Here is a 22,150-nt window from a genome sequence, read left to right as displayed (position 1 = left end):
TCGGAGAGAGAGCAGCGCCCATGCCCCGTGACCTCACGCCCGGCACCGTCACCCGCCGCGGGCAGTTGAGGGTGTACCTCGGATCGGCCCCCGGCGTCGGCAAGACGTACCGGATGCTGGACGAGGCGCGTCGCAGACGGGACCGCGGCGCGGACGTGGTGGTCGGGTTCATCGAGTGCCACGGCCGACGGCACACCGAGGAGATGCTCCACGGGCTGGAGACCGTCCCGCGCCTGACGCGCCGTTACCGGGGGACGGACTTCCAGGAGATGGACCTCGACGCCGTGCTGGCCCGACGGCCCGCGGTGGTGCTGGTGGACGAGCTCGCCCACACCAACATCCCCGGCGGGCGCAACGCCAAGCGCTGGCAGGACGTCGAGGACCTGCTCGCCGCCGGCATCGACGTCATCACGACCGTCAACGTGCAGCACCTGGAGTCGCTCAACGACGTGGTGCAGAAGATCACCGGCATCCCGCAGCGCGAGACCGTGCCCGACGAGGTCTTCCGCCGCGCGGACCAGCTCGAACTGGTCGACATGGCACCCCAGGCGCTGCGGCGCCGCATGGCCCACGGCAACGTCTACAAGGCGGAGAAGGTGGACGCCGCGCTCTCCAACTACTTCCGGGTCGGCAACCTCACCGCGCTGCGCGAGCTGGCGCTGCTCTGGGTCGCCGGGCGCGTCGACGAGGGCCTGCGCGACTACCGTGCCAGCCACAACATCGACCGGGTGTGGGAGACCCGCGAGCGGGTCGTGGTCGCCCTCACCGGCGGCCCCGAGGGCGAGACCATCATCCGCCGTGCCGCCCGGATCGCCGACCGCACCGCGGGCGGTGAACTGCTCGCCGTGCACGTCACCCGCAGCGACGGCCTGGCGGGCGCCTCCCCGGGCGCCCTCGCCGAGCAGCGGCAGCTGGTCGAGACGCTCGGCGGCACCTACCACGTGGTGGTCGGCGACGACATCCCGAGCTCGTTGCTCTCCTTCGCCCGCGCCCACGACGCCACCCAGCTCGTCCTCGGCACCAGCCGCCGCGGCCGGATCAACCGCTTCCTCACCGGCCCCGGCAACGGGCAGACCACCGTCGACCTCTCCGAGGACATCGACGTCCACATGGTCACCCACGCGTTCACCGGCCGCGGCCGACTGCCCTCGCTGGGCCGCCGCCACTCCCCGCGGCGGACCGCCGCCGGCTTCGCCGCAGGCCTGCTGCTCCCGGTGCTGCTCACCGTCGTCCTGTCCCAACTCGCCGGGTCCCTGAACCTCACCACCGACGCGCTGGTGTTCCAACTCGGCGTGGTGGCGGTGGCGTTGCTCGGCGGGGCGACCTCCGCACTGCTGGCCTCGCTGGTCGCCTCGCTGCTGCTGAACTACTACTTCATCCCGCCCGTCCACACCTTCACCATCAACGAGCCGAACAACGCCATCGCGCTGGTGGTGTTCGCCGCCGTCGCCCTCACCGTCTCCACCGTGGTCGACTACGCCGCGAAGCTGACCCAGCGCGCAGCCCGGGCCACCGCCGAGGCCGAGACCCTCTCCACCCTGGCCGGCAGCGTCCTGCGCGGCGCCGACGCGCTGCCCGCCCTGCTGGAGAAGACCCGCACGGCCTTCGGCCTCGACTCCGTCGCCCTGCTCGACCGCGCGGGCGGCGAGACCCTCGGGCGCAGCGACGCGGACGGCGACCCCGCACCGGACCGCACCATCACCGAAGTCCCGGTCGGCCCCGAGTCGTTGCTGGTCCTGGCCGGACGCCGGCTGCCCGCCGCCGACCAGAGGGTGCTCACCGCGTTCGCCGCCCACATCGCCGCCGCCCTGGAACGCGACCGGCTCGCCACCGCCGCCGCCGAACTCGAACCCATCCGCTCCGCCGACCGGATGCGCACCGCGCTGCTCGCCGCCGTCAGCCACGACCTGCGCACCCCGCTCGCCGCCGCCCTCGCCGCGGTCGGCTCGCTGCGCAGCCCCGACGTCGAGTTCTCCGACGACGACCGGGCCGAACTCCTCGACATGGCGGACGAGTCGCTGGTCAAGCTCACCCGCCTCGTCGACAACCTGCTCGACATGAGCCGCCTGCAGGCCGGCGCCCTCACGCTCCACCTGGAGCCCACGGCTCTCACCGCGGTCCTGCGCGGCGCGATGGACTCGCTGGCACGGCCGGACGCGCCCGTCCAACCGCTCGACCTGGACACCGCCCCCCCGGTGCTGGCCGACCCGCCGCTGCTGGAACGGGTGCTGGCCAACGTCATCACCAACGCCCTGCGCCACAACGCGCCGGGCGCGCCCGTCCTGGTCGCCGCCAGCCACCACCTCGACCGGGTGGAGATCCGGGTGATCGACCGGGGCCCGGGCATCCCGCCGGAGGACCGAGACCGGGTCTTCCTGCCGTTCCAACGCCTCGGCGACACCGACAACACCACCGGCGTCGGCCTGGGCCTCGCCCTCTCCCGCGGCCTCGCCGAAGCCATGGGCGGCACCCTCGACGTCGAGGACACCCCCGGCGGCGGCACCACCATGCTGCTCACCCTGCCCGCCGCCGACCCGCCCCGCGACGCGCACGCGGCGTAGCCCGCCGCCCGGGCGCCAACAACGCGTCAGGACCCGGGCCGAGGGCGTCAAGGAAGCGTCAGGACCACCCTGACCGACCTCCCGCCGGACATAGCGTCAGCCGCGAGTTCGCGGCCGGCCACCGGCGGCCGGGACCGGGGGAGAGGGACGCGCGGCCATGGCAGCGGGTACGTGGGGAAGAGTCACTGCGAGGGCGACGCGGAGCGGGCTCGCCCGGTGGAGCACCCCGCGGCTGGTCCGTGCGCTCACCGCGCTCTGCCTGGCCACGCTGCTCGGCTGCGCCGCCGCCACCGCACTCGTCCTGAGCGGCGCCCGGGACGGCATGGACGGGATCGGCCACCGCGCCGCCCCGCAGGCCGTCCGCGCCGCAGACCTGTACTTCGCGCTCAACGACATGGACGCCCAGGCCGCCAACCTGCTGCTGCTCGGCGCCGACCCCGACTACGCCGCGCTGCGCCGGCAGACCCTGGACACCTACGAGCAGCGCCGCGCCCAGGCCGACACCGGCCTCCAGCACGCCGCCGAGGCCACCGCCGACGACCCCGCCGGGCAACGGGCCGTCCACACCGTCCTCGGTGAACTCGGCCACTACGAAGCCCTGGTGGCCCGCGCCCAGCTCCTGGAGGACCAGGCCCACGCCCCGGCCGGGCGGCCCTCCCCGGACGCCCTGGACGCCTACCGGCAGGCCACCGACCTGCTGCGGCAGCAACTGCTGCCCGCCGCCGACCAGGTGACCGCGGCCAACTCCGCCACCGTGGACCGCATCCACGCCGCGCTGCGCGGCGACCTCGCGAGCGGCCGCCGGTGGATCCTCGGCGCCGGCCTGCTCGCCCTGGGTACCCTCGCCGCCCTGCAGCGCACCCTGACGGTCCGTCACCGACGCCTGGTCAACCCGCCGCTGGCCGCCGCCACCCTGCTGCTCCTCTGCGGCCTCACCGCCGCCGTGGTCCTCACCTCACGGACCGGGGACCACCTCGCCGTCGCCAAGTCCAACGCCTACGACTCGGTGCTCGCGCTCAGCCGTGCCCGCGCCGCCGCGTACGACATGAACGCCGACGAGAGCCGCTACCTCACCGACCCGGCCCGCGCCGCCGCGTACGAGCAGGGCTTCCTCGACAAGGCCCAGTCCTTCGCCCGCCTCGACGGGGCCACCCTCAGCACGTACGACGCCCGGCTGGCGCAGGCCGTCGACCGGCACCGCGCCGACCGCCGCACCGTCCCGTTCGGCGGCTTCCTCGGTGCGGAACTGGGCAACATCACCTTCCCCGGCGAGCAGGACGCCGCCGAGCGCGTCCTCACCGCGTTCCAGCAGTACCAGCGCGACGACCGCACGCTGCGCGACCTGCTCCGCCAGGGCCGGCTCAAAGACGCCGTCACCTTCAACACCGGGCTCGCCGCAGGCCAGTCCAACGCCGACTTCGGCGCGCTGGACAAGGCCCTCGACGGCGTCCTGGCCATCAACCAGGACGCCTTCGACCGCACCGTCACCGCCACCGACGACGACCTCGGAGCCACCACCGCGGCCACCGGAGCCCTCGCCCTGGCCGCCGCCCTCGCGCTGACCGTCCTCGGCGTCCGTCCGCGGCTGCGCGAGTACCGCTGACCCGGACCGGGGCCGTCAGGTCCGCACGGCGCAGGGTGGGCCGAAGTCGCGCAGGGCCGCGTCGACGATCTCGGTCAGGCGGGCGTGGTGCGCGCCGCGCCAGTAGACCTGGCCGCAGTCGGTGCACTTGGCGAAGACGTCGTAGGAGTGCTGGGTGCCGTCCTGCAGCTGCTCGTGCACCGCGTCCTTGGCGGCGGGTCGGAGCGTTCCGTTGCAGGCGGTGCACCTGGTCCACGGGGCCAGCGGGGGCGCGAAGCGGGAGAGGACGTCCGTGAGCTGGTCGGCGGGGCGGTGGCTGTAGACGTACGCGCCGGCCCAGATCTCGCGCCGCCGCAGCAGCCCCCGGTCGCGCGAGAGCATGACCCGCTGCTCCGCTGCGGAGCGGGCGGCCAGCGCCGCGTCGCCGATGTCCGGGTTCTCGTAGGCGGCGTCGATGCCGAGCAGGCGCAGCCGTCGGGCGAGCGTCCCGAGGTGGACGTCGAGCAGGTAGCGGGGCGGGCCGGCGAGCTGCTGCGGCCGCGTCACGCTCCGTACCGCGATCTCCTCGCCGTCGGCGGGGACGTGCGAGGTGTCGACCGGGCGCCCGTGGACCAGCAGCGCCCCGACCTCCGTGAGCGGCACGCCGAGGGACTCCACGACGTGCCCGAGCGTCGACACGCCGTCGGTGCGCACCGCCGAGCGCGCCGTGCGCCGCGCCGTGGCGAGGAACAAGTGCAGCTCGGGAGCGAAGCTGATCCAGATCTCGGGTCTCTCCACGCGGCCAGGATGCCAGCGTGCGAGGTGCCGGGGCCAGTGCTTTCCGCTCCGGGCCGCGGGCGCGGTCCGGGGGAGGAGGGGCCGGTCGGTGACCGGCGGGTTCGCGGGGTTCCCGTTCGTGCGGACGCGGGTCCGATCGGGTGAAGCGACAATAGGACACATGCGGCAAGAGGGCTCTCGCCGCCGTCCGCGAGCCGACCAGCCCCGGAGCCGCCCGTGACCCGTCGCCGTTCCTCCCACCCCGCGAGCGCGCACGAACTGCTGGGCCGGCTCGGCCGGCTCACCGCCCAGGCGCTGGAACACGTCGAGATGCAGCGCGCCCGGGTCGAACTCGCCATGGCGCTGCAACGCGAGCTGCTCCCGTCCGCGCTGCCGAGCCTGCCCGGGCTGCGGGTCGCCGCCCGCTACTCGCCCGCGCGCCACGGCCTGGACATCGGCGGCGACTGGTACGACGGCTTCTGCCTCCCGGACGGGACGCTCGGACTGTCCATCGGCGACGTGCAGGGCCACGACGTCGAGGCGGCCGTGTTCATGGGCCAGGTCCGGATCGGCCTGCGGGCGCTGGCCACCGGCGCGAGCGACCCGGGCGAGGTGCTCAGCCGGACCAACGAACTGCTGCTGTCGATGTCCGACGGCCTGTTCGCCACCTGCTGCTTCCTGCGCTTCGACCCCGTCACCCGGGTGCTCTCGACCGCTCGGGCCGGCCACGTGCCGGCGGTCTGGGCCACCGGCGACGGCCGCTCCGGCGTCGAGGACGTCGAGGACGTCGAGGAGGTCGGCCTGCCGCTCGGCATCGAGTCCGGCGAGGTGTACCCGGTGACGCGGCGACGGCTGGCGAGCCCGGAGGCCGTCGTGCTGGTGACGGACGGCGTGGTGGAGGGACCGTCGTTCCCGCTCGACGACGGGCTGGAGCAGGTCCTGCGGCGGGTGCGCGCCGGGGTCGGCGGCACGCCGGAGGCGCTGGCCGCCGACGTGATCGGGGTCGCCGAACTCACCGGACACTCGGACGACGCCGCCGTCCTGGTGCTCTGCCACGACGAACCGTGACGACGGCGGCCGCCAACGGGTGAGCGCGGCGCACCCGCCGGGCGTGTCACGGCCGGGTCCGGGCGATGAAGTGCGGTCTGATGGCTGCTGTGCTGCGCAACGCGAAGGCCGGGAGAATCGCGGGGACCGGCCTGTCGATCCTGGGCGTCGCGCTCGTGTACTGGGCGGGGGGCAAGCTCGGGCTGCTGGCACAGGTCGTCGTCGGGGGCGTCCACGTCACGCCGCTGTGGCCGCCGACCGGCGTCGCCGTGGCCGGCCTGCTGGTGCTGGGCCTGCGCGTGTGGCCCGGGATCGCGCTCGGCGCCCTGTTGGTCATCGCGGGCTTCGGGTCGCTCACCCTCGCGTCCTTCGGCATCGCGGCGGGCAACACGCTCGCCCCGGTGGTCGCCGTCCTGCTGCTCGCCCGGGTGGACTTCCGGGTGGAGCTCGACCGGCTGCGCGACGGCGTGGCGCTGGTCTTCCTGGGGGCACTCGGCTCCACGCTGATCAGCGCGACCGCGGCCTGCGTCGTGCTGCTGGCCGACGGCGCGATGTCCGGCAGCCAGTTCTGGCCGGCCTGGTCGGCCTGGTGGACCGGTGACGCGATGGGCGTGCTCGTGGTCACCCCGCTGCTGCTGGCCGCCCGCACGGTCCGGCTGCCGCGCGACGTCCCGCCGTACCGCTGGGTCGAGGCCGCCGCGCTGCTGGCCAGCACCGTCGGCATCGCGCTCGTGGCGACCCGCAGTCCGCTCTCGCTGCTGTTCCTGGTCCTCCCGGTGATCATGTGGGCGGCGCTGCGCTTCCAACTGGCCGGCGCCGCGCCGTGCGTCCTGGTGGCGACCCTGTTCGCCGTCCCCGCCGCGCTCGAGCACGCCGGCCCGTTCGCCCACCACGGCCTGCTCGCCACCATGGTCGTCCTGCAGGCCCTCAACGGCGTCCTGGCCCTGACCGGCCTGCTGCTCGCCGCCGTCACCACCGAGCGCGACAACACCCTGCGGACCATCGAACAGGCCTGCCTCGCCCTCGCCGAGGTGGTGAACCGGCTCGCCCCGGGGGAGGCCGACCCCTCCTGGCTCCCCCCGGACCCCGACCGCCGACGCACCGACTGATCGAGCGTCGGACGGACCGGACAGCGCGGTCGGGAACCGGGAGCGCCCGGCCGTTCGTGTTCCCCAGTGTCAGGCGAGAGCGTCGACGCCGGCGGCACCCACCCGCCCGTCGCCGATCACCACCGCATCCGTCCACGGGACAGGGAGCAACGGTGAACATCCGCAGCACGGCCCGCGTACCGGCAGCCCGCCACGGGAGCCGGCGCACCCGCGTCACGGTCGCCCTGCCGCTCGCGGCGGTCGGCGCCGGCCTCGGGCTCGCCGCCGTCCAGGGCTGCGGCGGCCCACCCGAGCGGCCCACGCCGTCCGCCCAGGCCGGGAACCCGCTCGACAACGTCGGCACGGCGGGCAACCTCCTCGCCGTGAAGATCGACAACGTCGGCACGCAGGTCCAGGCGATGCACCGGGGGCTCGCCCAGGCCGACATCGTGTACTGGATCCAGGTGGAGGGCGGACTGTCCCGGTTCCTCGCCGTGTACGACGCCAACCACCTGCCCGCGCTGATCGGCCCCGTGCGATCCGCCCGGCAGACCGACATCCCGCTGCTCCAGCAGTACGGGCGGCTCGACTTCGCGTACAGCGGCGCGATCAGCGGGCTGCTCCCGCTGCTCGACCGGGCCGACCTGCAGAACGTCACCCCGGCCACCGACTCCGGCGCGTTCACCGACCACGCCGTGGACCCCACCTTCGTCGACCCGCACCAGATCCTCGCCCGGTACCCGTCCGTGCCGGCCCGCTCCCCGGGCTACACCTTCGGCCCCGCGCCGGGCGGCGGCAGCGCGCTCGACGCGATGACCTGGCACCTGCCGGCCGCGGCGCTCGGCGTCCGCTACACCGGCAGCACCTACGACGTCGCCGTCGACGGCCACCCGGGCTGGTCCGGCACCGCGACCGTCGTGGTCCAGCACGTCAGGATCGTCCCCGGCGACTTCACCGACTTCAACGCCGGGCACCCCGACAACGAGGTGTTCACCCGGACCACCGGCTCCGGCACGGCCGAGGTGCTCCGCGACGGCAAGGTGTGGGCCGCCCACTGGGACCGGCCCGACCCCGCCGCCGGAACCGCGTTCACCCTCCCTGACGGCACCGCCATGCCCTTCGCCACCGGGCCGGTGCTGGTCGTCATGGTGCCGTAGCGCGCGGATCGGCCGGCCGCGACGGTGGCCGGAAACCGGTCCTGCGGACCGGTGTCGGCAGGTCACGGTGACGGCGAAAACGGGCGCGGCACCGTGCAGTCTGGATGCGAACGGGTGCCTCGGGGCGGCGCGCGTCGGCTGGCTCGAATGGCGTCGGCCGCCCGGGTAAACCTCGCTTCGAGCGGATCACCATATCGAGGTACACACCTGCGGCCTCACGGGCGAACCGTGCGCACGGACCGTTAGCGTTCCCCACGACCCGGCCGCGGCGGCCGGGATTTCCGGCGATTCGTCGGCCTCCCCTCGTTTCAAGGAGCGCTCGCCCCATGACCGTTGAGACCGGTCCGGACCTGGCGTCGGCACCGCGGCGGCCGCAGTCGAGGGTGAGCACGGCGGCTGCCCGGAGCCACACCGTTCCCGGGCTCCGGCGCCCGACTGCCGCCTCCGGGGGAGCGGCTCGCCCCGGCAGCGGCAGAACGCGTGCGGCCGGGCCGAGACCGCCGAGCCGACCGGCCGCTGCGGCGACCCGCTAGCAGCGCCCGCGCCCGCGGGTACGCGGCGGCGCGCCCACGTCCCCGGACGATCGCGGCGAGCGCCGCCCCCGCCGCCCGGAGCCGACCGGCTCGGGCGCCCGCCCCTGCGCCGAATCGGCCACCGACGGCGGACCGGCCGGTCCGCCGGAGTGCCGCACGCGCAGCGACCACCAGCCGGTCATCCCGCGCCCCGTCACCCCCTGCGCCTCGGTCGGGCCCCCGGGCCGGACCCGCTCGGCGAACTGACGAACCGTCAGTTCGCCCGGCCGCCCCGCGCATCCGCCGTCCGGCGGATGCGTCCGAGGGCCGTCCCGGTCGGCCTCCCCGGCCGGAACCGCCCCACCCTCCCCGTAAGGAGCCACGGATGCCCGACCCCGGGCTTTCCTCCCTGCCCTCAGGTCCGCCCGCACCCGCCCCCTTCCCGCTGCCCGGTCCGCCCTCCGCCCCGTTCCCGGCCGCGGCTGCCGCGCCCGCGGACGCGCCGCCCGCGCCGCCCGGCATCGACGCCGTGCCCGTACCATCCGGTCCCGAACTCGAGCGGATCCTGCGCGGTCCCAGCGGGCTGGGGACGGCGGGCCTCCTGCTCGCCCGGCCTGCCGAGCCGGCGCAGCCGCCGCAGCCCGCCGCCGTGGTGGAGGGCGTCCCGGTGCCGGGCCTCTACCACCATCCGGTCCCGGAGCCCGATCCCGCCCGGGTGGCGGAGGTCAGCCGCCGGATCAAGGACTGGGCGGTCGACGAGGTCGACCTGTTCCCCGACGAGTGGGAAGGCCAGTTCGACGGCTTCTCCATCGGGCGCTACATGGTCGCCTGCCACCCGGACGCCCCGACCGTCGACCACCTGATGCTCGCCGCCCGCCTGATGGTCGCCGAGAACGCGGTCGACGACTGCTACTGCGAGGACCACGGCGGCTCGCCGGTCGGCCTCGGCAGCCGGCTGCTCCTCGCCCACACCGCCCTCGACCCGCTGCACACCACGCCGGAGTACGCGCCGGGCTGGGCGGAGTCGCTCGGATCGGACGCACCGCGGCGCGCCTACCGGTCCGCCATGGGCTACTTCGCCGAGATGGCCACCCCGGCCCAGGCCGACCGGTTCCGGCACGACATGGCGCGGCTGCACCTGGGCTACCTGGCCGAGGCCGCGTGGGCCGAGACCGACCACGTGCCCGAGGTGTGGGAGTACCTGGCGATGCGTCAGTTCAACAACTTCCGCCCCTGCCCGACCATCACCGACACCGTGGGCGGCTACGAACTGCCGGCGGACCTGCACGCGCTGCCCGCGACCCAGCGGGTCATCGCACTCGCCGGCAACGCGACCACGCTCGTCAACGACCTGTACTCGTACACCAAGGAACTCGCGAGCCCGGGTCGGCACCTCAACCTGCCCGTGGTGATCGCCGAACGCGAGGGCCTCTCCGACCAGGACGGCTACCTGAAGGCGATCGAGGTCCACAACGACCTCATGCACGCCTTCGAGGCCGAGGCCGCCGCCCTCGCCGCCGCCTGTCCCGCACCGAACCTGCTGCGCTTCCTGCGCGGCGTGGCCGCCTGGGTGGACGGCAACCACCACTGGCACCAGACCAATACCTACCGCTACAGCCTGCCCGATTTCTGGTAAGAAAAGGACCTTCATCAGTGACCAGCACCGAGTTCGCCACCGCCGCGAGCACTTCCGCGTTCGTCCCGACGCCCGCGACCCCCTACCAGGGCGACATCGCCCGCTACTGGAACAACGAGGCCAGGCCGGTGAACCTGCGCCTCGGCGACGTCGACGGGCTCTACCACCACCACTACGGCATCGGCGAGATCGACCACGCCGCCCTCGGGGACGTCGCCGACAGCGAGTACGAGAAGAAGCTGATCGCCGAACTGCACCGGCTGGAGTCGGCCCAGGCCGAGGTGCTCCTGGACCACCTCGGCCCGATCAAGGCGGGCGACACCCTGATGGACGCGGGCTGCGGCCGCGGCGGCTCCATGGTGATGGCCCACCAGCGCTTCGGGTGCACGGTCGAGGGCGTCACCCTCTCCGCCACGCAGGCCGAGTTCGGCAACCGGCGCGCCCAGGAGCTCGGCATCGGCGACCAGGTGCACTCCCGGGTCTGCAACATGCTCGACACCCCGTTCAGGACCGGGCAGATGGCCGGCTCGTGGAACAACGAGTCGAGCATGTACGTCGACCTGCACGACCTGTTCGCGGAGCACTCGCGGGTCCTCGCGGTCGGCGGCCGGTACGTCACCATCACCGGCTGCTGGAACCCGCGCTACGGGCAGCCCTCGAAGTGGGTCTCGCAGATCAACGCCCACTTCGAGTGCAACATCCACTCCCGCCGCGAGTACCTGCGGGCGATGGCCGACAACCGCCTGGTGCCGCAGGCCGTGATCGACCTGACCCCCGACACGCTGCCCTACTGGGAGCTGCGGGCCACGTCCTCGCTGGTCACCGGCATCGAGGAGGCCTTCATCGAGTCGTACAAGGACGGCTCGTTCCAGTACGTCCTGATCGCGGCCGACCGGGTCTGACCCCGGCCGTCCGGGCCCGGTGCGCCGTCGGCGCGCCGGGCCCGCAGGGCGTCAACCGCCGTAGACGGTGCCGGCCTCGACGAAGCACAGCGAGTTGCCCCAGGGGTCGTCGACGTAGAACGAGCGCTCCCCCCACGGGCGTTCGGCGATCTGTCCGCCCGGGGTGCCGTGCACCGGCGCGGTCGAGAGGCACCCGAGCTCGCGGGCCCGCTCGAAGACGCCGTCCAGCCGGTCGACGGTGAAGTACAGCGACTTCGGCAGCGACTGCACCGCGCCGCGGCTGGAGACGTCCAGCACCTGGAGCGTGACCGGGCCGCAGTCGAAGTAGCAGCGCCCGCCGCCCTGTTCGCGGGCGTCCAGGGCGAACAGCGCGGAGTAGAAGGCAGCCGCCCGGCCCAGGTCGTCCACCTCCACGGTGAGGCGGAACAGCCGGGGTACGTCGATGTCGCCGGTCATGTGCGGCCCTTCCTCGGAGGTGGATCCACCACCTGTACCAGTCGCGAGCCGCTCGCGGCCGGAAATCGCGGCCACGACGCGGGCTCGGCGCCCGGATGGCGTCCCGACGTCGGGACGGCCCCGGCCGCTTCCCCACGGCCGCCTCCGGGGAGGTCGGGAAGGTGCCGGCTCAGCCGGCTGCCTCGTCCTCGGAGAGCTTGGCTCCGACGTTCCTCCGCGTGGTCTCGAGTTTGCGCAGGACGCTGGCGACGTGATGCTCGACCGGTCCACGCCCTTGGCCGCGATGCCCGCCAGCGCCAGCGCGGCGCGCGAGCGCAGGTCGGGGTCCAGGTCGGGCTCGTCGAGGATCCGGTTGATCAGGGTCGCGGCGGTGCCGGTGTCGCCGACGGCGCGATGGCCTGGTCGGCGGCCTCCTCCGCCGCCTGCAGCCAGTCCCGGCGCTCGCCGCCCGCCAGGGTGTGGCGGGCGATCTGCACCAGCGGCGGCGGCGAGGTCGGGCAGCAGCGGGGTGAGGGCTCCGGTGGCGGGCGGCAGGCCGTCGGCGGGCAGCCATGGCCCGGCCTTGCCCAGCGCGTCCACCACCGGGCCGTACGGGAGCGGCTCCCGGAGCGGGTGACAGAACCCGGTCAGTACCGGCCGCCGCTCACCGACCAGCACGGCGGTGGCCTCGGCGATCAGCCGGGACTTGCCGATCCCGGCCTCACCCTCGACCACCACCACCGCCGGCGGGTGCCGCACCGCGTTCAGCAGCAGATCCAGCTCGCGCCCACGGCCGACGAACCGGAACGCTCCGCCCGACGACGCGGGACTGCGGTCCGACACCTGCCCCACGCGATCACCTGCCCTGTCACGACCACGCTGGCCCGCAGCCCTGCTCCCGGCGAAGCCGCACCGGCGAGCAGTCGGGCGGCGAACTGCCGTGCGGGGGTCAGAAGGCGACGATGCCTTCGCCGCCGGCGCCGCCGGGGACGGTCTGGGAGCCGAGCGCGGTCAGCGAGCCGTCGTCGTTGATCGCGAACTCGTCGACGATGCCGTGGACGCCGGTCTGGGCGTAGAGGAACCGGCCGTCCGAGGAGACCGCGGCGTCGACGGTGCCGGGGTCGGTGGGCGTGTTGCCCAGGACGGTCAGTTGGCGGCCGTGGTCGGCGGTGCGCACGCCGGTGAGGGTGGAGCTGCCCGCGTTGGAGGTGTAGAGCAGGTCACGGACGGCGACGATCCAGCAGGTGGCCGCCTGGCCGGTGGCCGCGAACGCCTCCTGCGTGGCGGTTCCGTCGCGGTGGACCGTGAACGTCGCGACGGCGTTCGTGCCCGCCTCCGCCAGGAACAGGCCGTGCCGGCCGTTGGGGACGAACGCGAACGGCACGGCGCCGGGCAGCTGGGTGACCACGGGCGTGTCGGCGGGGGCGCCGCCGTGATCGAGGTCGAACACCAGGAGGCTGCTGCCGTTCGCCTTGGTGGTGACGACGAGCTGGGAGCCCTCGCCGGTGAAGCCCACCTGGCCCGGGGTGTTGGTGAACTGGGGTGTGGCGTTCGGGTCGAGCCCGAGGCAGCGGTTCCAGTCGGCCTCCTCGTGGAGGCGGCCGTCGCGGACCGTGTAGCCCTGGACCGAGCCGCCGTCCAGGGCGTTGAGCACGTAGACCACGTCGTCGTGCACGGCGACGCTGACCGGGAAGCGGCCGCCGGAGCCGACCACCTGCCGCAGCGCCAGCCGGTCGCCGTCCACCGCGAAGACGGAGACGGTGTCGCTCCCGGCGTTCACCGCGTACAGCAGGGCGTGCCGCGGGTCGTAGGTCAGCGAGCCCTGGGACGCGAGGTGGTCGGCGACCGACCCGGCCAGCACGCCGCCGAGGCCGTTCGTGTCGTACGTCCCGGCCGGGGTGAGCTGCCCGTCGTCCGCCCGCCGGTAGGCGATGACCTGATTGCCCGTCGGGTTGTCGGTCTGGACGAACACCGCGTGCTGCCCGCCGTGCGGGTGGCCTTCGCCGCCGTGCGCCGCCACTGCGGACGGGGTGCCGACGGCTGCCGCCGCGAGCACGGTGGCGACTGCCACGGCGAGCCGAGTGATCTTCTGCATGAGGTACTGCCTCCTGGGGGTCCGGGGCCGACTCCCCACCTCGGACGGGAGTCGGACCGACATCGGGGGAGGGCCATGGCGGGAATCCCGTCGGCGGTGACCTGCGCACGAGAAGCTCGCCACCTTCCCTTCTGCCACGGTATGTGACGGTTTGTCAGAAACCGCTGAAGACGCCACCCCTCGGCGCCGCGCGGCCCGCGGACTCCCCGACGGTCCGTGACGCAGGTCACACGTCGTTCCCGTCAGGAATCGGGGCGCTGCCCCGCTCAAGTCACGAGAGCAAGCGAACCGACAGGAGCGACACATGAAGCACCGCATCGTCGTCCTCGGCGCCGGCTACGCCGGAGCCCACGCGGCCGGGACCCTGGCCCGCCGGCTGTCCCCGGCGGACACCGAGATCACCGTGGTCAACGCCGAGCCGGACTTCGTCCAGCGGTTGCGGCTGCACCAGCTCGCGGCCGGCCAGGAGATCGAGGCGCCCCGCCTCGCCGACGTGTTCGCGGGCACGGGGATCCGGCTGCGCCTGGGCCGCGTCACCGCCGTCGACCCCGAGCGCCAGGTCGTCACGGTGGCCGACGCCGGCCCAAGCACAGCGGGCGGCGGCGAGCTCGGCTACGACACACTGCTCTACGCGCTCGGCAGCCACGTCGCCGACCACGGCGTCCCCGGCGTCGCCGAGCACGCCTTCGACGTCGCCGGCCGGCCCTCGGCGCTGCGCCTGCGCGAGCGCCTGGACAGCCTGGCCGGGCGGCGCGAAGGCGGGAGCGTGCTGGTCGTCGGCGACGGGTTGACCGGCATCGAGGCCGCCACCGAGATCGCCGAGTCCCGGCCCGGTCTGGCGGTCACACTTATCGCCCGCGGCGCGCTGGGCGCCCCGCTCTCCGCCGGAGCCCGCAGCCACCTGCGCCGGGCCTGCGACCGACTGGGCATCACCGTTCTCGAGCACACCACCGTCGAAGCCGTCGAAGCGACGCGGGTGCGGTGCTCCGACGGCACCGCCCTGGCGTCCGACGCCACCGTGTGGGCGGCCGGGTTCGCGGTCGACCCGATCGCCACCGCCGGCGGGCTGGAGGTCACCGACCACGGTCGGATCGTCGTCGACCGCACCATGCGGTCGGTCTCGCACCCGAACGTCTACGCCGTCGGCGACAGCGCCCACGCCATCGGCGACAACGGCCGGCCGCTGCCGATGTCCTGCGCCTCGGCCGGCTTCACCGGCATGCAGGCCGTGGCCGCGATCGTGGGACGCCTGACCGGCCGCAGGATCGCGAGCACCAAGCTGGAGTACCTGGGCAACCACATCAGCCTCGGGCGGCGGGACGGGATCCTGCAGATGGTCGACGACGAAGGGCGGGCGAAGCCGAGGTACCTGGGTGGCCGGAAGGCCGCGCGGATCAAGGCGGGCATCCTCGGGACGGCGCTGTGGGCCACCTCGCACCCGACCTTCGGCCTGCCCAGGCGCAAGCGCCGCCTGGCGGCTACGCCTGACGCGTCCGCGGGGAGGGTGCCCGCGGGGAGCGTGCCGGCGAACCCCCGGCGGTCGGTCGCGTAGCCGCCGGGTACCTAAGGTGGTCCGCGTGGACAGCACTGCCACTGATCGCTTCGACACCGGTCGGTTCGAGGCCGGCCGGAACCGGCTGGCCTCGTTGGCGTACCGGATGCTGGGCTCCGCCACCGACGCGGAGGACGCCGTGCAGGACGCGTTCCTGCACTGGCAGGCCGCCGACCGGCAGCGGATCAAGGTGCCGGAAGCATGGCTGACCAAGGTCGTCACCAACCTGTGCCTCGACCGGCTCCGCTCGGCGCAGGCCCGCCGCGAACGCACCGTCGGCGCCTGGCTGCCCGAACCGCTGCTCGACGGCGATCCGATGCTCGGCCCGGCCGAGACCTTCGAGCAGCGCGAATCGGTCTCCCTGGCCGTGCTGACCCTGATGGAACGCCTGTCGCCCGTCGAACGGGCCGTCTACCTGCTTCGCGAGGCGTTCTCCCACAGCCACGCGGAGATCGCCGAGATCCTCGACGTCACCGAGTCCGCAAGTCAGCAGCACCTCCACCGGGCCCGGCGCCGGATCGCCGCCGCGCGTCGCCCCGGCGGCGAGGGAGTCGACCCGGCGTCCGCCCGCAGGATCGTCGAGGAATTCCTCGCCGCCGCCTCCACCGGCCGCACCGAACGGCTGGTGGCGCTGCTCACCGACGACGCGACCGCGATCTCCGACGGGGCCGGCCTGTCCCGGAAGCTGCTGCGGTTCGACACCGCCGAGCGCGTGGCCGCCGTCGCACGGGCCGGCTTCACACCCACCCCCGCGAAACGCCGACTGGCCGGCGGTACGCCCGCCGTCCACTACGCGCTCGTCAACGGCGCCCCCGCCATCCTCTTCGTGGTCGGCGACCAGGTCACCGGCGCCGTGACGTTCGACGTCACGGGCGGCCGGATCACCACCGTGCGCGGCATCGCCGCCCCGGCCCGGCTCGTCCGCCTCGGCGAGGCGTGGCGGCGGCACGGGCGGGACGAGCCGCTCCTCGCCGAGTGGTGATCCCCCGCCCCGGATCGACTCAACTGCCCTGTGCGGTCAGGCAGTTCAGACGTCGAAGACGGCCGTGACCGGGGCGTGGTCGGACCAGCGTTCGGCGTGGGAGGCGGGGCGTTCGACGTAGGCCTCGGTGCAGCGGGTGGCGAGGCCCTGGCTGGCCATCAGGTAGTCGATGCGCCAGCCGGAGTCGTTGTCGAAGGCGCGGCCGCGGTAGGACCACCAGGAGTAGGGGCCGTCCTGGTCGGGGTGGTGGCGGCGGACCAGGTCGACGTAGCCGTGGCCGTCCAGGACGCGGGTGAGCCAGGCGCGCTCCTCGGGGAGGAAGCCGGCCTTCTTCTGGTTGGCCTTCCAGTTGCGCAGGTCGGCCTCGCGGTGGGCGATGTTCCAGTCGCCGCCGACCAGCACCTCGCGGCCCTCCGCGGCGGAGCGGTCGCGCAGCTCGGCGAGGTGGACGAGGAACTCGGCCATGAACCGCTCCTTCTCGTCCTGCCGCTCGGTGCCCACGTCACCGGAGGGCAGGTAGAGCGAGGCGACGGTCAGGCCGGGCAGCGAGAGCTCGGCGTAGCGGCCGGAGGAGTCGAACTCCGCCGAGCCGAAGCCGATGGCGGTGCGCTCCGGGGCGCGGCGGGAGAGTACTGCGACGCCCGCGCGGCCCTTGGTGGCGGCCGGCGCCCACACCGCGTGCCAGCCGTCCAGCTCGCTCAGCACCTCGGGGAACTGCTCGACCTCCGCGCGCACCTCCTGCAGGCAGACCACGTCCGCCTTGGTGTCGCCCATCCACTCCAGGAAGCCCTTCTTGGCCGCTGCCCGGATTCCGTTCACGTTGACCGTCGTAACTCGTTGCACCCAGCGAGGGTACCCGCAGCGTCCGACAACGAGCCGGACACAAGGCCGACCATTGGTCTTGACCATCTCCGGAGGCACCCCCTACTGTCACTTACTGCAAAGACCTTTAATAAAGAAGGACGGATAAAGCCCGGCCTCCCCACCTGCCAAAACGGGGGAGGCTCCCGGGCCGTCGCCCTTCAGGGTGGAGGACACGGTGGGGCAAGGAACGCTCGCAGCGGTGGCGGAGCCGAAGTACTGGCACCTGCGTACGGTGCTGCTGCGCACCATGGACACCGAGTTCTCCACCGGCCAGGTCCTGCCGAACGAGCGGGAGTTGTCCGCCCGCTTCGGCGTGGCCCGGGCCACCCTCCGGCAGGCGCTGGACCAGCTGGAACTCGAGGGCCGCCTGGTCCGCCGCCGCGGTATCGGCACGCTGATCGCCGCCCCGCGCGTCGGCGTCCCGGTCAACGGCCGCGACGCGGGCTGGCCGGGCGCCGCCCGCAGCACCGCCTGGCGGGTGGTCGACTGCACCACCGCCCCGGCCTCCGCCGCGCTGGCCCGCACCCTCGGCGTCGCCGAGGGCGAGCAGGTGCACACCGTGCGCCGGCTGCGGATCGTCCAGGGCGTCACCGTCGCCGCCGAGTCGCTGCACGTCCCGGCCGTCGCGCTGCCGCACCTGGCGGCCTTCGCCGAGGAGAACGACCGGGCCCGCGGCGTGCTGCGCCAGCTGGAGCGGATCGGCGTGGACGGCGAGTCCCGCTCGGTGGAGCTCGGCGTCGCCGAGGCCGAGGAGGCCGCCCTGCTCGAGCGCCCCCCGGGCACCCCGGTGCTGGTCGTCACCACCCAGTACGCCACGGCCGGCCGGCTCGCCGCCGTCGCGGTCTCCACCTACCGCGCCGACACCTGCAAGCTCACCTTCGGCGAGTCCGGCACCGTCGAGGTCGCCACCACCGCGGTCTCCGCCGCGTCCTGACGCGCCGTCAGTCCGGCCGCGCCGTCAGTCCGGCCGAGCCGTCAGTCCAGGTGAATCGCCAGCCCGGACGAACCGTCACTCAAGCCGAACCGTCATCCCGGAGGACCCGATTCTGACGCCCCGTCAGAATCGGGATGTCACCCCGGTCCACTACCGTCTGGCGCATTGACGGGACGGACACCAGGGGCGGGACGGCGATGACTTCGGACGCGGCACACGGGGCGGCACTGGTCGAGCGGGCGATCGCGGCGATAGCCGTCGACCCCGGGCGGCCGGTCCTCGACTACAACCGGTTCGCCGGCTCCTGGGTGGAGGGCGCCCCCCGGCCGCTCGCCGTCGACGCGTTCCCCAGCGGCCACCCGCTGCCACCGAGCGTGCGCGCCTGGCTGGCGTACGACCGCGGGCTGTTGGAGCGGAACGGCTGGTTCGACGAGGACGGCGCGCTCGCCCCGCGGACCCTGGGCGAGATCGCCGAGGAGGAGTTCGGCGAGGGCTGGGGCGGGTGCTTCGTCCCGTTCTCCGACCTGTTCGGCGAGTGCTTCCTGCTGCCCGGCGGCTCCGACTCCCGGCGCGTGCTGTCGGTCGGACCGGCCGGGCAGCGCGACGAGCACGGCGAGTACCCGGTGTTCGCGCTCGACATCGACGACCTGCCGTACGCGGTGCTGATGTACCCCGGCTTCGACGTCTACCTCGCCGACACCGCCGGCGTCCTGGACGTCGAGGACCCCGACTACCAGGGCTACGACGGCCTGCGCCACCACCAGGTCTACGCGGACCGGATGCGCACCCACGCCCGCGACCGCCTCAAGGGCGAGTACGACCTGCTCTGCCTGCCGTAGTCGAAGCCGTAGCCGGCAGCCCCGGCCGCGCCCCCCTGCCGACGGCCCGTCAGCGCGCGGGCGGCGGGTCGACCGCGAACAGCTGCTCCTCGACGTGGTCCAGGGCGACCCGCAGCGCGCCCATCGCGACCACCTCGGAGCCCAGCGCGGCCAGCGCCACCTCGGGGGCGCGCAGGGTGTAGCGGGCGAGTTGCTCGCGCAGCGGCTCCAGGACGCCGTCCAGCCCGGCCGCCCAGCCGCCGACCACCACCAGCTGCGGGTCGAGGGCGAGCACCAGCGCGGTCACGTCGTGCACCAGGCGGCCCAGGAAGCGGTCCATCGCCACCTGTGCCACCTGGTCGCCCTCGCGCGCGAGCCGCAGCACCCGGGCCACCGCCGCCTCGTCCAGCGGGTCGAGCGGCTTGCCGGTGGTGGACAACAGCCGCTCGGGCGTGGCCTGCTGGCCGAGCAGGTGGAGCGCGCCGATCTCGCCGGCCGCGCCGCCGAAGCCGCGGTGCAGCCGGCCGCCGATCAGCGAACCCGCGCCCGGGCTGAGGCCGGCCATCACGAACACCACGTCGCCCTTGCCGACCGCGGCGCCCTTCCAGTGCTCGGCGATCGCCGCCAGGTTGGCGTCGTTCTCGATCACCACCGGGCAGCGGAACGAGCGGCGCAGCCGGGCGCCGAGGTCGAGGCCGGTCCAGCCGGGCATCGCGGTGCCGAGCCGGACGGTGCCTTCGCGGTCGACGATGCCGGGCGTGCCGACGGCGACCACCCACAGGTTGTCCCGGGAGACGCCGGCCTTGCGCAGCACCTCGGCGACGGTGGTGCGGACCAGGGTCAGCCGGTCCTCGGCGTCCAGCGACTCGTCGGCCGGCTTCGAGAAGGTGGTGAGCACCTCGCCGGCCAGGTCGGCGAGCACCACCCGGATGTCGTGCACGCCGATCTCGATGCCGAGCACGTGTCCGGCCTCGGCGCGGAAGCGGAACCAGCGCGCCGGACGGCCGCGCTGACGGCCCGTCTCCTGCCCGTGCTCCACCTCGGCGACCAGCCCGGCCTCCAGCAGCCCCTCGATCACGCCCTCGACGGTGGGCCGGGACAGCCCGGTGTCGCCGACCAGTTGGGTCAGGGTGACCGCCTGCCCGTCGCGCAACGCCCGCAGGGTGACCGCCGCGTTGATCCGCCGCAGCAGTGAGGAGTCCCCTCCGGTGAGCCGATCCGCCAAGTCGCTGCCCTTCCGCTTCGCGCGACTGCCCTGGCGCGCGGTGCCGTGAGCGCGGCCCGCCACCGGCGTGTGTGCCGGACGCGCCCGCGTGGAGCCCTCGCCTCGGCGCGGCGCCAGCCTGCGGCACCACCGGGACGTCTGCCCGGATCGTACTCGGGCACCCCCTCGGGAGCGAGCGTTTCCGCAGCTCATAACGGCTTCGGTATCGAAACGGTACGTGGTCTGTGATCGCCCGGTGACCCTCCGGCGGCACCATGCGGGAGCGGAGGCGGATCTTCCGGACATCCGGTGCCCCCTAGACTCACGGCATGCGGAACGACGCAGTCACCCGCCCGGACGCCAGCGCGTACCCGGCTCCCAGCCAATCCACGTCCGCGGACACCGACTTCGTCCGGGCGCACACCCGGCCCGGGCCGGTGCCGTTCGTGCCCGAGGTGCGGCTGCACATGGCCGAGGACGCCATCGACCTGTGGGAGACCACCGAGCGGGCGCGCGGGGAGATCGGACTGCCGCCGCCGTTCTGGGCGTTCCCCTGGGCGGGCGGGGTCGCGGTCGCCCGGTACGTGCTCGACCACCCCGAACTGGTGGCCGGTCGAACCGTGCTGGACCTCGCGGCCGGTTCCGGACTGGTCGCGGTGGCCGCCGCGCTGCGCGGCGCGCAGGAGGTGCGGGCCGCCGAGATCGACGCCTACGCGGTCGCCTCGATCGCCGTCAACGCCGCCGCCAACGGCGTCCGGATCGCCGCCGAACTCGCCGACGTGCTGGACGGCGACGGCGAGGGCTGCCAGGTCGTGCTGGCCGGCGACGTCTTCTACGAACGCGCCATGGCCGCCCGCTTCCTGCCGTTCCTGCACCGCGCCGCCGCCCGGGGCGCCACCGTGGTGGTCGGCGACCCCGGGCGGGCCTACCTGCCGCGCGAGCACTTCACCGCGCTCGCCGAGTACCGCGTCCCGGTCGCCGCGGACCTGGAGGACGCCTCGGTCAAGACCACCACGGTGTGGGCGCTGCGCTGACCCGCGGTCAGGTGGTGGAGGGGTACGGCGTGGAGCTGCAACTGGGCGTCGGCGTGCTGACGGCGGTGGCCGTGGGCGTTGCGGTCGGGCCGGTCGGGCCGGTCGTGGCGGTCGGTGGGATGGGCGCGCACGGGTCGGGCGGGGTGCCGGGGCCGACCAGCGAGACGCGGGCCACCTGGTAGGGGCCCTGGCCGTACCAGCCGTGGAAGTAGACGGTCAGTGAGGTGGTGGCGGGCCCGGTGGTGACCGTCCCGGACAGGGTGTTCCAGCCGATGGTGGACGACCACAGCGTCAGGTCGGTGGTGCCCGCGCCGGTGGTGCCGACGAAGGCGTACGGGCCGGCGACGGTCGCCTGCATCCGGTAGGTGGCGTTCGGCTCGACCGGGACCTGCTGGGTGCAGCCCGAGTAGGCGTCCGGTCCGGGGAAGCCCTGCAGGCCGTAGCCCAGCTCGTCGCTGTGGAACGGCGCGACGGTGCCGGACTCGCAGGACCAGAACACCATTCGGTTGCCCTGGTTGAACCCGCCGTTGCGGACCACCTCGACGTTCGGCGAGAGCGCCGTCGCCGGGGCGGCCGCGCCGAACACGGCGCCCGCCAGCGCGAGGCCGCCGGCGGCGAGTCCGATCGGCAGGCCGCCGCCGCGGCGGCGGGAGGTCAGGGGTGCACGCATGCCATCTCCAGGTGTGGGGGAGGTCGATGGAGTGCGGTGCGGGGAGCGGCAGCCACCCTGCTGGAGCGGACGTTCCGCCGTCAAGGGCGTCTCACCGTACGGCGGTTGACACTGCGTCAGCCGGTATGCCGGCCACCCCGCGGAGGCCGACGACCTGGCGCCCGGTGAACAGGGTCCGGCGTCCGGCTGGTGAAAACCGCTGGTGGGCGGTGCCGCGCCGTTGATAGGAATCTCAATGATCGTGTCAAGCCGTCTGCGTGACCGACGGGGCGGAGGTGAACAGCCTCTTGTCACGCAGCATCGCCCACAGCACATCGACAC

18 protein-coding genes and 1 pseudogene are annotated in these 22,150 nt (G+C 74.1%); 12 read left to right on the top strand and 7 right to left on the bottom strand.

Translation table 11 applies throughout. From position 1 onward, the window contains the following. Nucleotides 1-20: 20 nt before the first annotated feature. Together AB0K51_RS21575 and AB0K51_RS21570 are read left to right on the top strand one after the other, a co-directional pair. Nucleotides 21-2,561 carry an ATP-binding protein gene (locus tag AB0K51_RS21575; RefSeq protein ID WP_363457854.1) on the top strand — a complete coding sequence of 847 codons (2,541 nt, stop codon included), beginning with the start codon at nucleotides 21-23 and terminating at the stop codon, nucleotides 2,559-2,561. A gap of 157 nt (nucleotides 2,562-2,718) precedes the next feature. Beyond that, nucleotides 2,719-4,164: a hypothetical protein gene (locus AB0K51_RS21570; protein ID WP_363457852.1), complete on the top strand. Its 1,446-nt coding sequence runs from the start codon at nucleotides 2,719-2,721 to the stop codon at nucleotides 4,162-4,164. Between the two features lie 15 nt (nucleotides 4,165-4,179). Here AB0K51_RS21570 and AB0K51_RS21565 read toward each other — a convergent pair whose 3' ends face one another. Next, nucleotides 4,180-4,920 carry a Mut7-C RNAse domain-containing protein gene (locus AB0K51_RS21565; protein WP_363457850.1) on the bottom strand — a complete coding sequence of 247 codons (741 nt, stop codon included), beginning with the start codon at nucleotides 4,918-4,920 and terminating at the stop codon, nucleotides 4,180-4,182. A gap of 216 nt (nucleotides 4,921-5,136) precedes the next feature. On the opposite strand from AB0K51_RS21565, the gene AB0K51_RS21560 reads away from it, so the two are divergent. The 5 genes from AB0K51_RS21560 to AB0K51_RS21540 all read left to right on the top strand — a co-directional run bounded on the left by AB0K51_RS21560 (nucleotide 5,137) and on the right by AB0K51_RS21540 (nucleotide 11,241). Further along, nucleotides 5,137-5,967 carry a PP2C family protein-serine/threonine phosphatase gene (locus tag AB0K51_RS21560; protein WP_363457847.1) on the top strand — a complete coding sequence of 277 codons (831 nt, stop codon included), beginning with the start codon at nucleotides 5,137-5,139 and terminating at the stop codon, nucleotides 5,965-5,967. 80 nt (nucleotides 5,968-6,047) lie between these two features. Beyond that, nucleotides 6,048-7,055, top strand: coding sequence for an MASE1 domain-containing protein (locus AB0K51_RS21555; protein WP_363457844.1), 1,008 nt, complete (start codon nucleotides 6,048-6,050; stop codon nucleotides 7,053-7,055). A gap of 152 nt (nucleotides 7,056-7,207) precedes the next feature. After that, nucleotides 7,208-8,191, top strand: coding sequence for a DUF3048 domain-containing protein (locus AB0K51_RS21550; protein ID WP_363457841.1), 984 nt, complete (start codon nucleotides 7,208-7,210; stop codon nucleotides 8,189-8,191). Between the two features lie 897 nt (nucleotides 8,192-9,088). Then, the gene (locus tag AB0K51_RS21545) at nucleotides 9,089-10,339 is read left to right on the top strand and encodes a family 2 encapsulin nanocompartment cargo protein terpene cyclase (protein WP_363457838.1); all 1,251 of its coding nucleotides are present in this window, start codon (nucleotides 9,089-9,091) and stop codon (nucleotides 10,337-10,339) included. A 17-nt stretch (nucleotides 10,340-10,356) separates the two neighbouring features. Continuing rightward, the gene (locus tag AB0K51_RS21540; RefSeq protein ID WP_363457835.1) at nucleotides 10,357-11,241 is read left to right on the top strand and encodes a geranyl diphosphate 2-C-methyltransferase; all 885 of its coding nucleotides are present in this window, start codon (nucleotides 10,357-10,359) and stop codon (nucleotides 11,239-11,241) included. A 51-nt stretch (nucleotides 11,242-11,292) separates the two neighbouring features. On the opposite strand, the gene AB0K51_RS21535 is transcribed toward AB0K51_RS21540, so the two are convergent. The 3 genes and pseudogenes from AB0K51_RS21535 to AB0K51_RS21525 all read right to left on the bottom strand — a co-directional run bounded on the left by AB0K51_RS21535 (nucleotide 11,293) and on the right by AB0K51_RS21525 (nucleotide 13,771). Then, nucleotides 11,293-11,697: a VOC family protein gene (locus AB0K51_RS21535; protein ID WP_363457938.1), complete on the bottom strand. Its 405-nt coding sequence runs from the start codon at nucleotides 11,695-11,697 to the stop codon at nucleotides 11,293-11,295. Nucleotides 11,698-12,267: 570 nt separating this feature from the next. Continuing rightward, nucleotides 12,268-12,519: pseudogene (locus tag AB0K51_RS21530) on the bottom strand (AAA family ATPase); the annotation flags it as partial. 106 nt (nucleotides 12,520-12,625) lie between these two features. Further along, on the bottom strand, nucleotides 12,626-13,771 hold the full coding sequence (locus tag AB0K51_RS21525) for a beta-propeller fold lactonase family protein (protein WP_363457832.1): 1,146 nt from the start codon (nucleotides 13,769-13,771) through the stop codon (nucleotides 12,626-12,628). Between the two features lie 304 nt (nucleotides 13,772-14,075). Between AB0K51_RS21525 and AB0K51_RS21520 the strand changes: the two genes are divergently transcribed. After that, nucleotides 14,076-15,323 carry an FAD-dependent oxidoreductase gene (locus AB0K51_RS21520; protein WP_363457829.1) on the top strand — a complete coding sequence of 416 codons (1,248 nt, stop codon included), beginning with the start codon at nucleotides 14,076-14,078 and terminating at the stop codon, nucleotides 15,321-15,323. A 25-nt stretch (nucleotides 15,324-15,348) separates the two neighbouring features. After that, nucleotides 15,349-16,305, top strand: coding sequence for a sigma-70 family RNA polymerase sigma factor (locus tag AB0K51_RS21515; RefSeq protein WP_363457826.1), 957 nt, complete (start codon nucleotides 15,349-15,351; stop codon nucleotides 16,303-16,305). A 45-nt stretch (nucleotides 16,306-16,350) separates the two neighbouring features. On the opposite strand, the gene AB0K51_RS21510 is transcribed toward AB0K51_RS21515, so the two are convergent. Then, on the bottom strand, nucleotides 16,351-17,148 hold the full coding sequence (locus tag AB0K51_RS21510) for an exodeoxyribonuclease III (RefSeq protein ID WP_363457823.1): 798 nt from the start codon (nucleotides 17,146-17,148) through the stop codon (nucleotides 16,351-16,353). A 268-nt stretch (nucleotides 17,149-17,416) separates the two neighbouring features. Here AB0K51_RS21510 and AB0K51_RS21505 point away from each other — a divergent pair, with 268 nt between their 5' ends. Both AB0K51_RS21505 and AB0K51_RS21500 read left to right on the top strand, forming a co-directional pair. Next, entirely contained in the window at nucleotides 17,417-18,103 is a 687-nt protein-coding gene (locus AB0K51_RS21505) for a GntR family transcriptional regulator (protein ID WP_363457936.1), read from the top strand. Between the two features lie 197 nt (nucleotides 18,104-18,300). Then, nucleotides 18,301-18,942 carry a hypothetical protein gene (locus AB0K51_RS21500; protein WP_363457820.1) on the top strand — a complete coding sequence of 214 codons (642 nt, stop codon included), beginning with the start codon at nucleotides 18,301-18,303 and terminating at the stop codon, nucleotides 18,940-18,942. Nucleotides 18,943-18,991: 49 nt separating this feature from the next. Here AB0K51_RS21500 and AB0K51_RS21495 read toward each other — a convergent pair whose 3' ends face one another. Beyond that, nucleotides 18,992-20,146, bottom strand: coding sequence for an ROK family protein (locus tag AB0K51_RS21495; RefSeq protein ID WP_363457817.1), 1,155 nt, complete (start codon nucleotides 20,144-20,146; stop codon nucleotides 18,992-18,994). Between the two features lie 308 nt (nucleotides 20,147-20,454). On the opposite strand from AB0K51_RS21495, the gene AB0K51_RS21490 reads away from it, so the two are divergent. Further along, entirely contained in the window at nucleotides 20,455-21,159 is a 705-nt protein-coding gene (locus AB0K51_RS21490) for a 50S ribosomal protein L11 methyltransferase (protein WP_363457814.1), read from the top strand. 7 nt (nucleotides 21,160-21,166) lie between these two features. Here the strand turns inward: AB0K51_RS21490 and AB0K51_RS21485 are convergent, their stop codons facing one another. Beyond that, nucleotides 21,167-21,829: a carbohydrate binding domain-containing protein gene (locus AB0K51_RS21485; RefSeq protein ID WP_363457812.1), complete on the bottom strand. Its 663-nt coding sequence runs from the start codon at nucleotides 21,827-21,829 to the stop codon at nucleotides 21,167-21,169. Between the last annotated feature and the right edge of the window lie 321 nt (nucleotides 21,830-22,150).

The organism is Kitasatospora sp. NPDC049285 (genome assembly GCF_040678815.1).
Lineage (GTDB): Bacteria > Actinomycetota > Actinomycetes > Streptomycetales > Streptomycetaceae > Kitasatospora.
The sequence above is the reverse complement of the archived record's forward strand: the minus strand, read 5'-3'. Positions and strand labels throughout refer to the sequence as shown.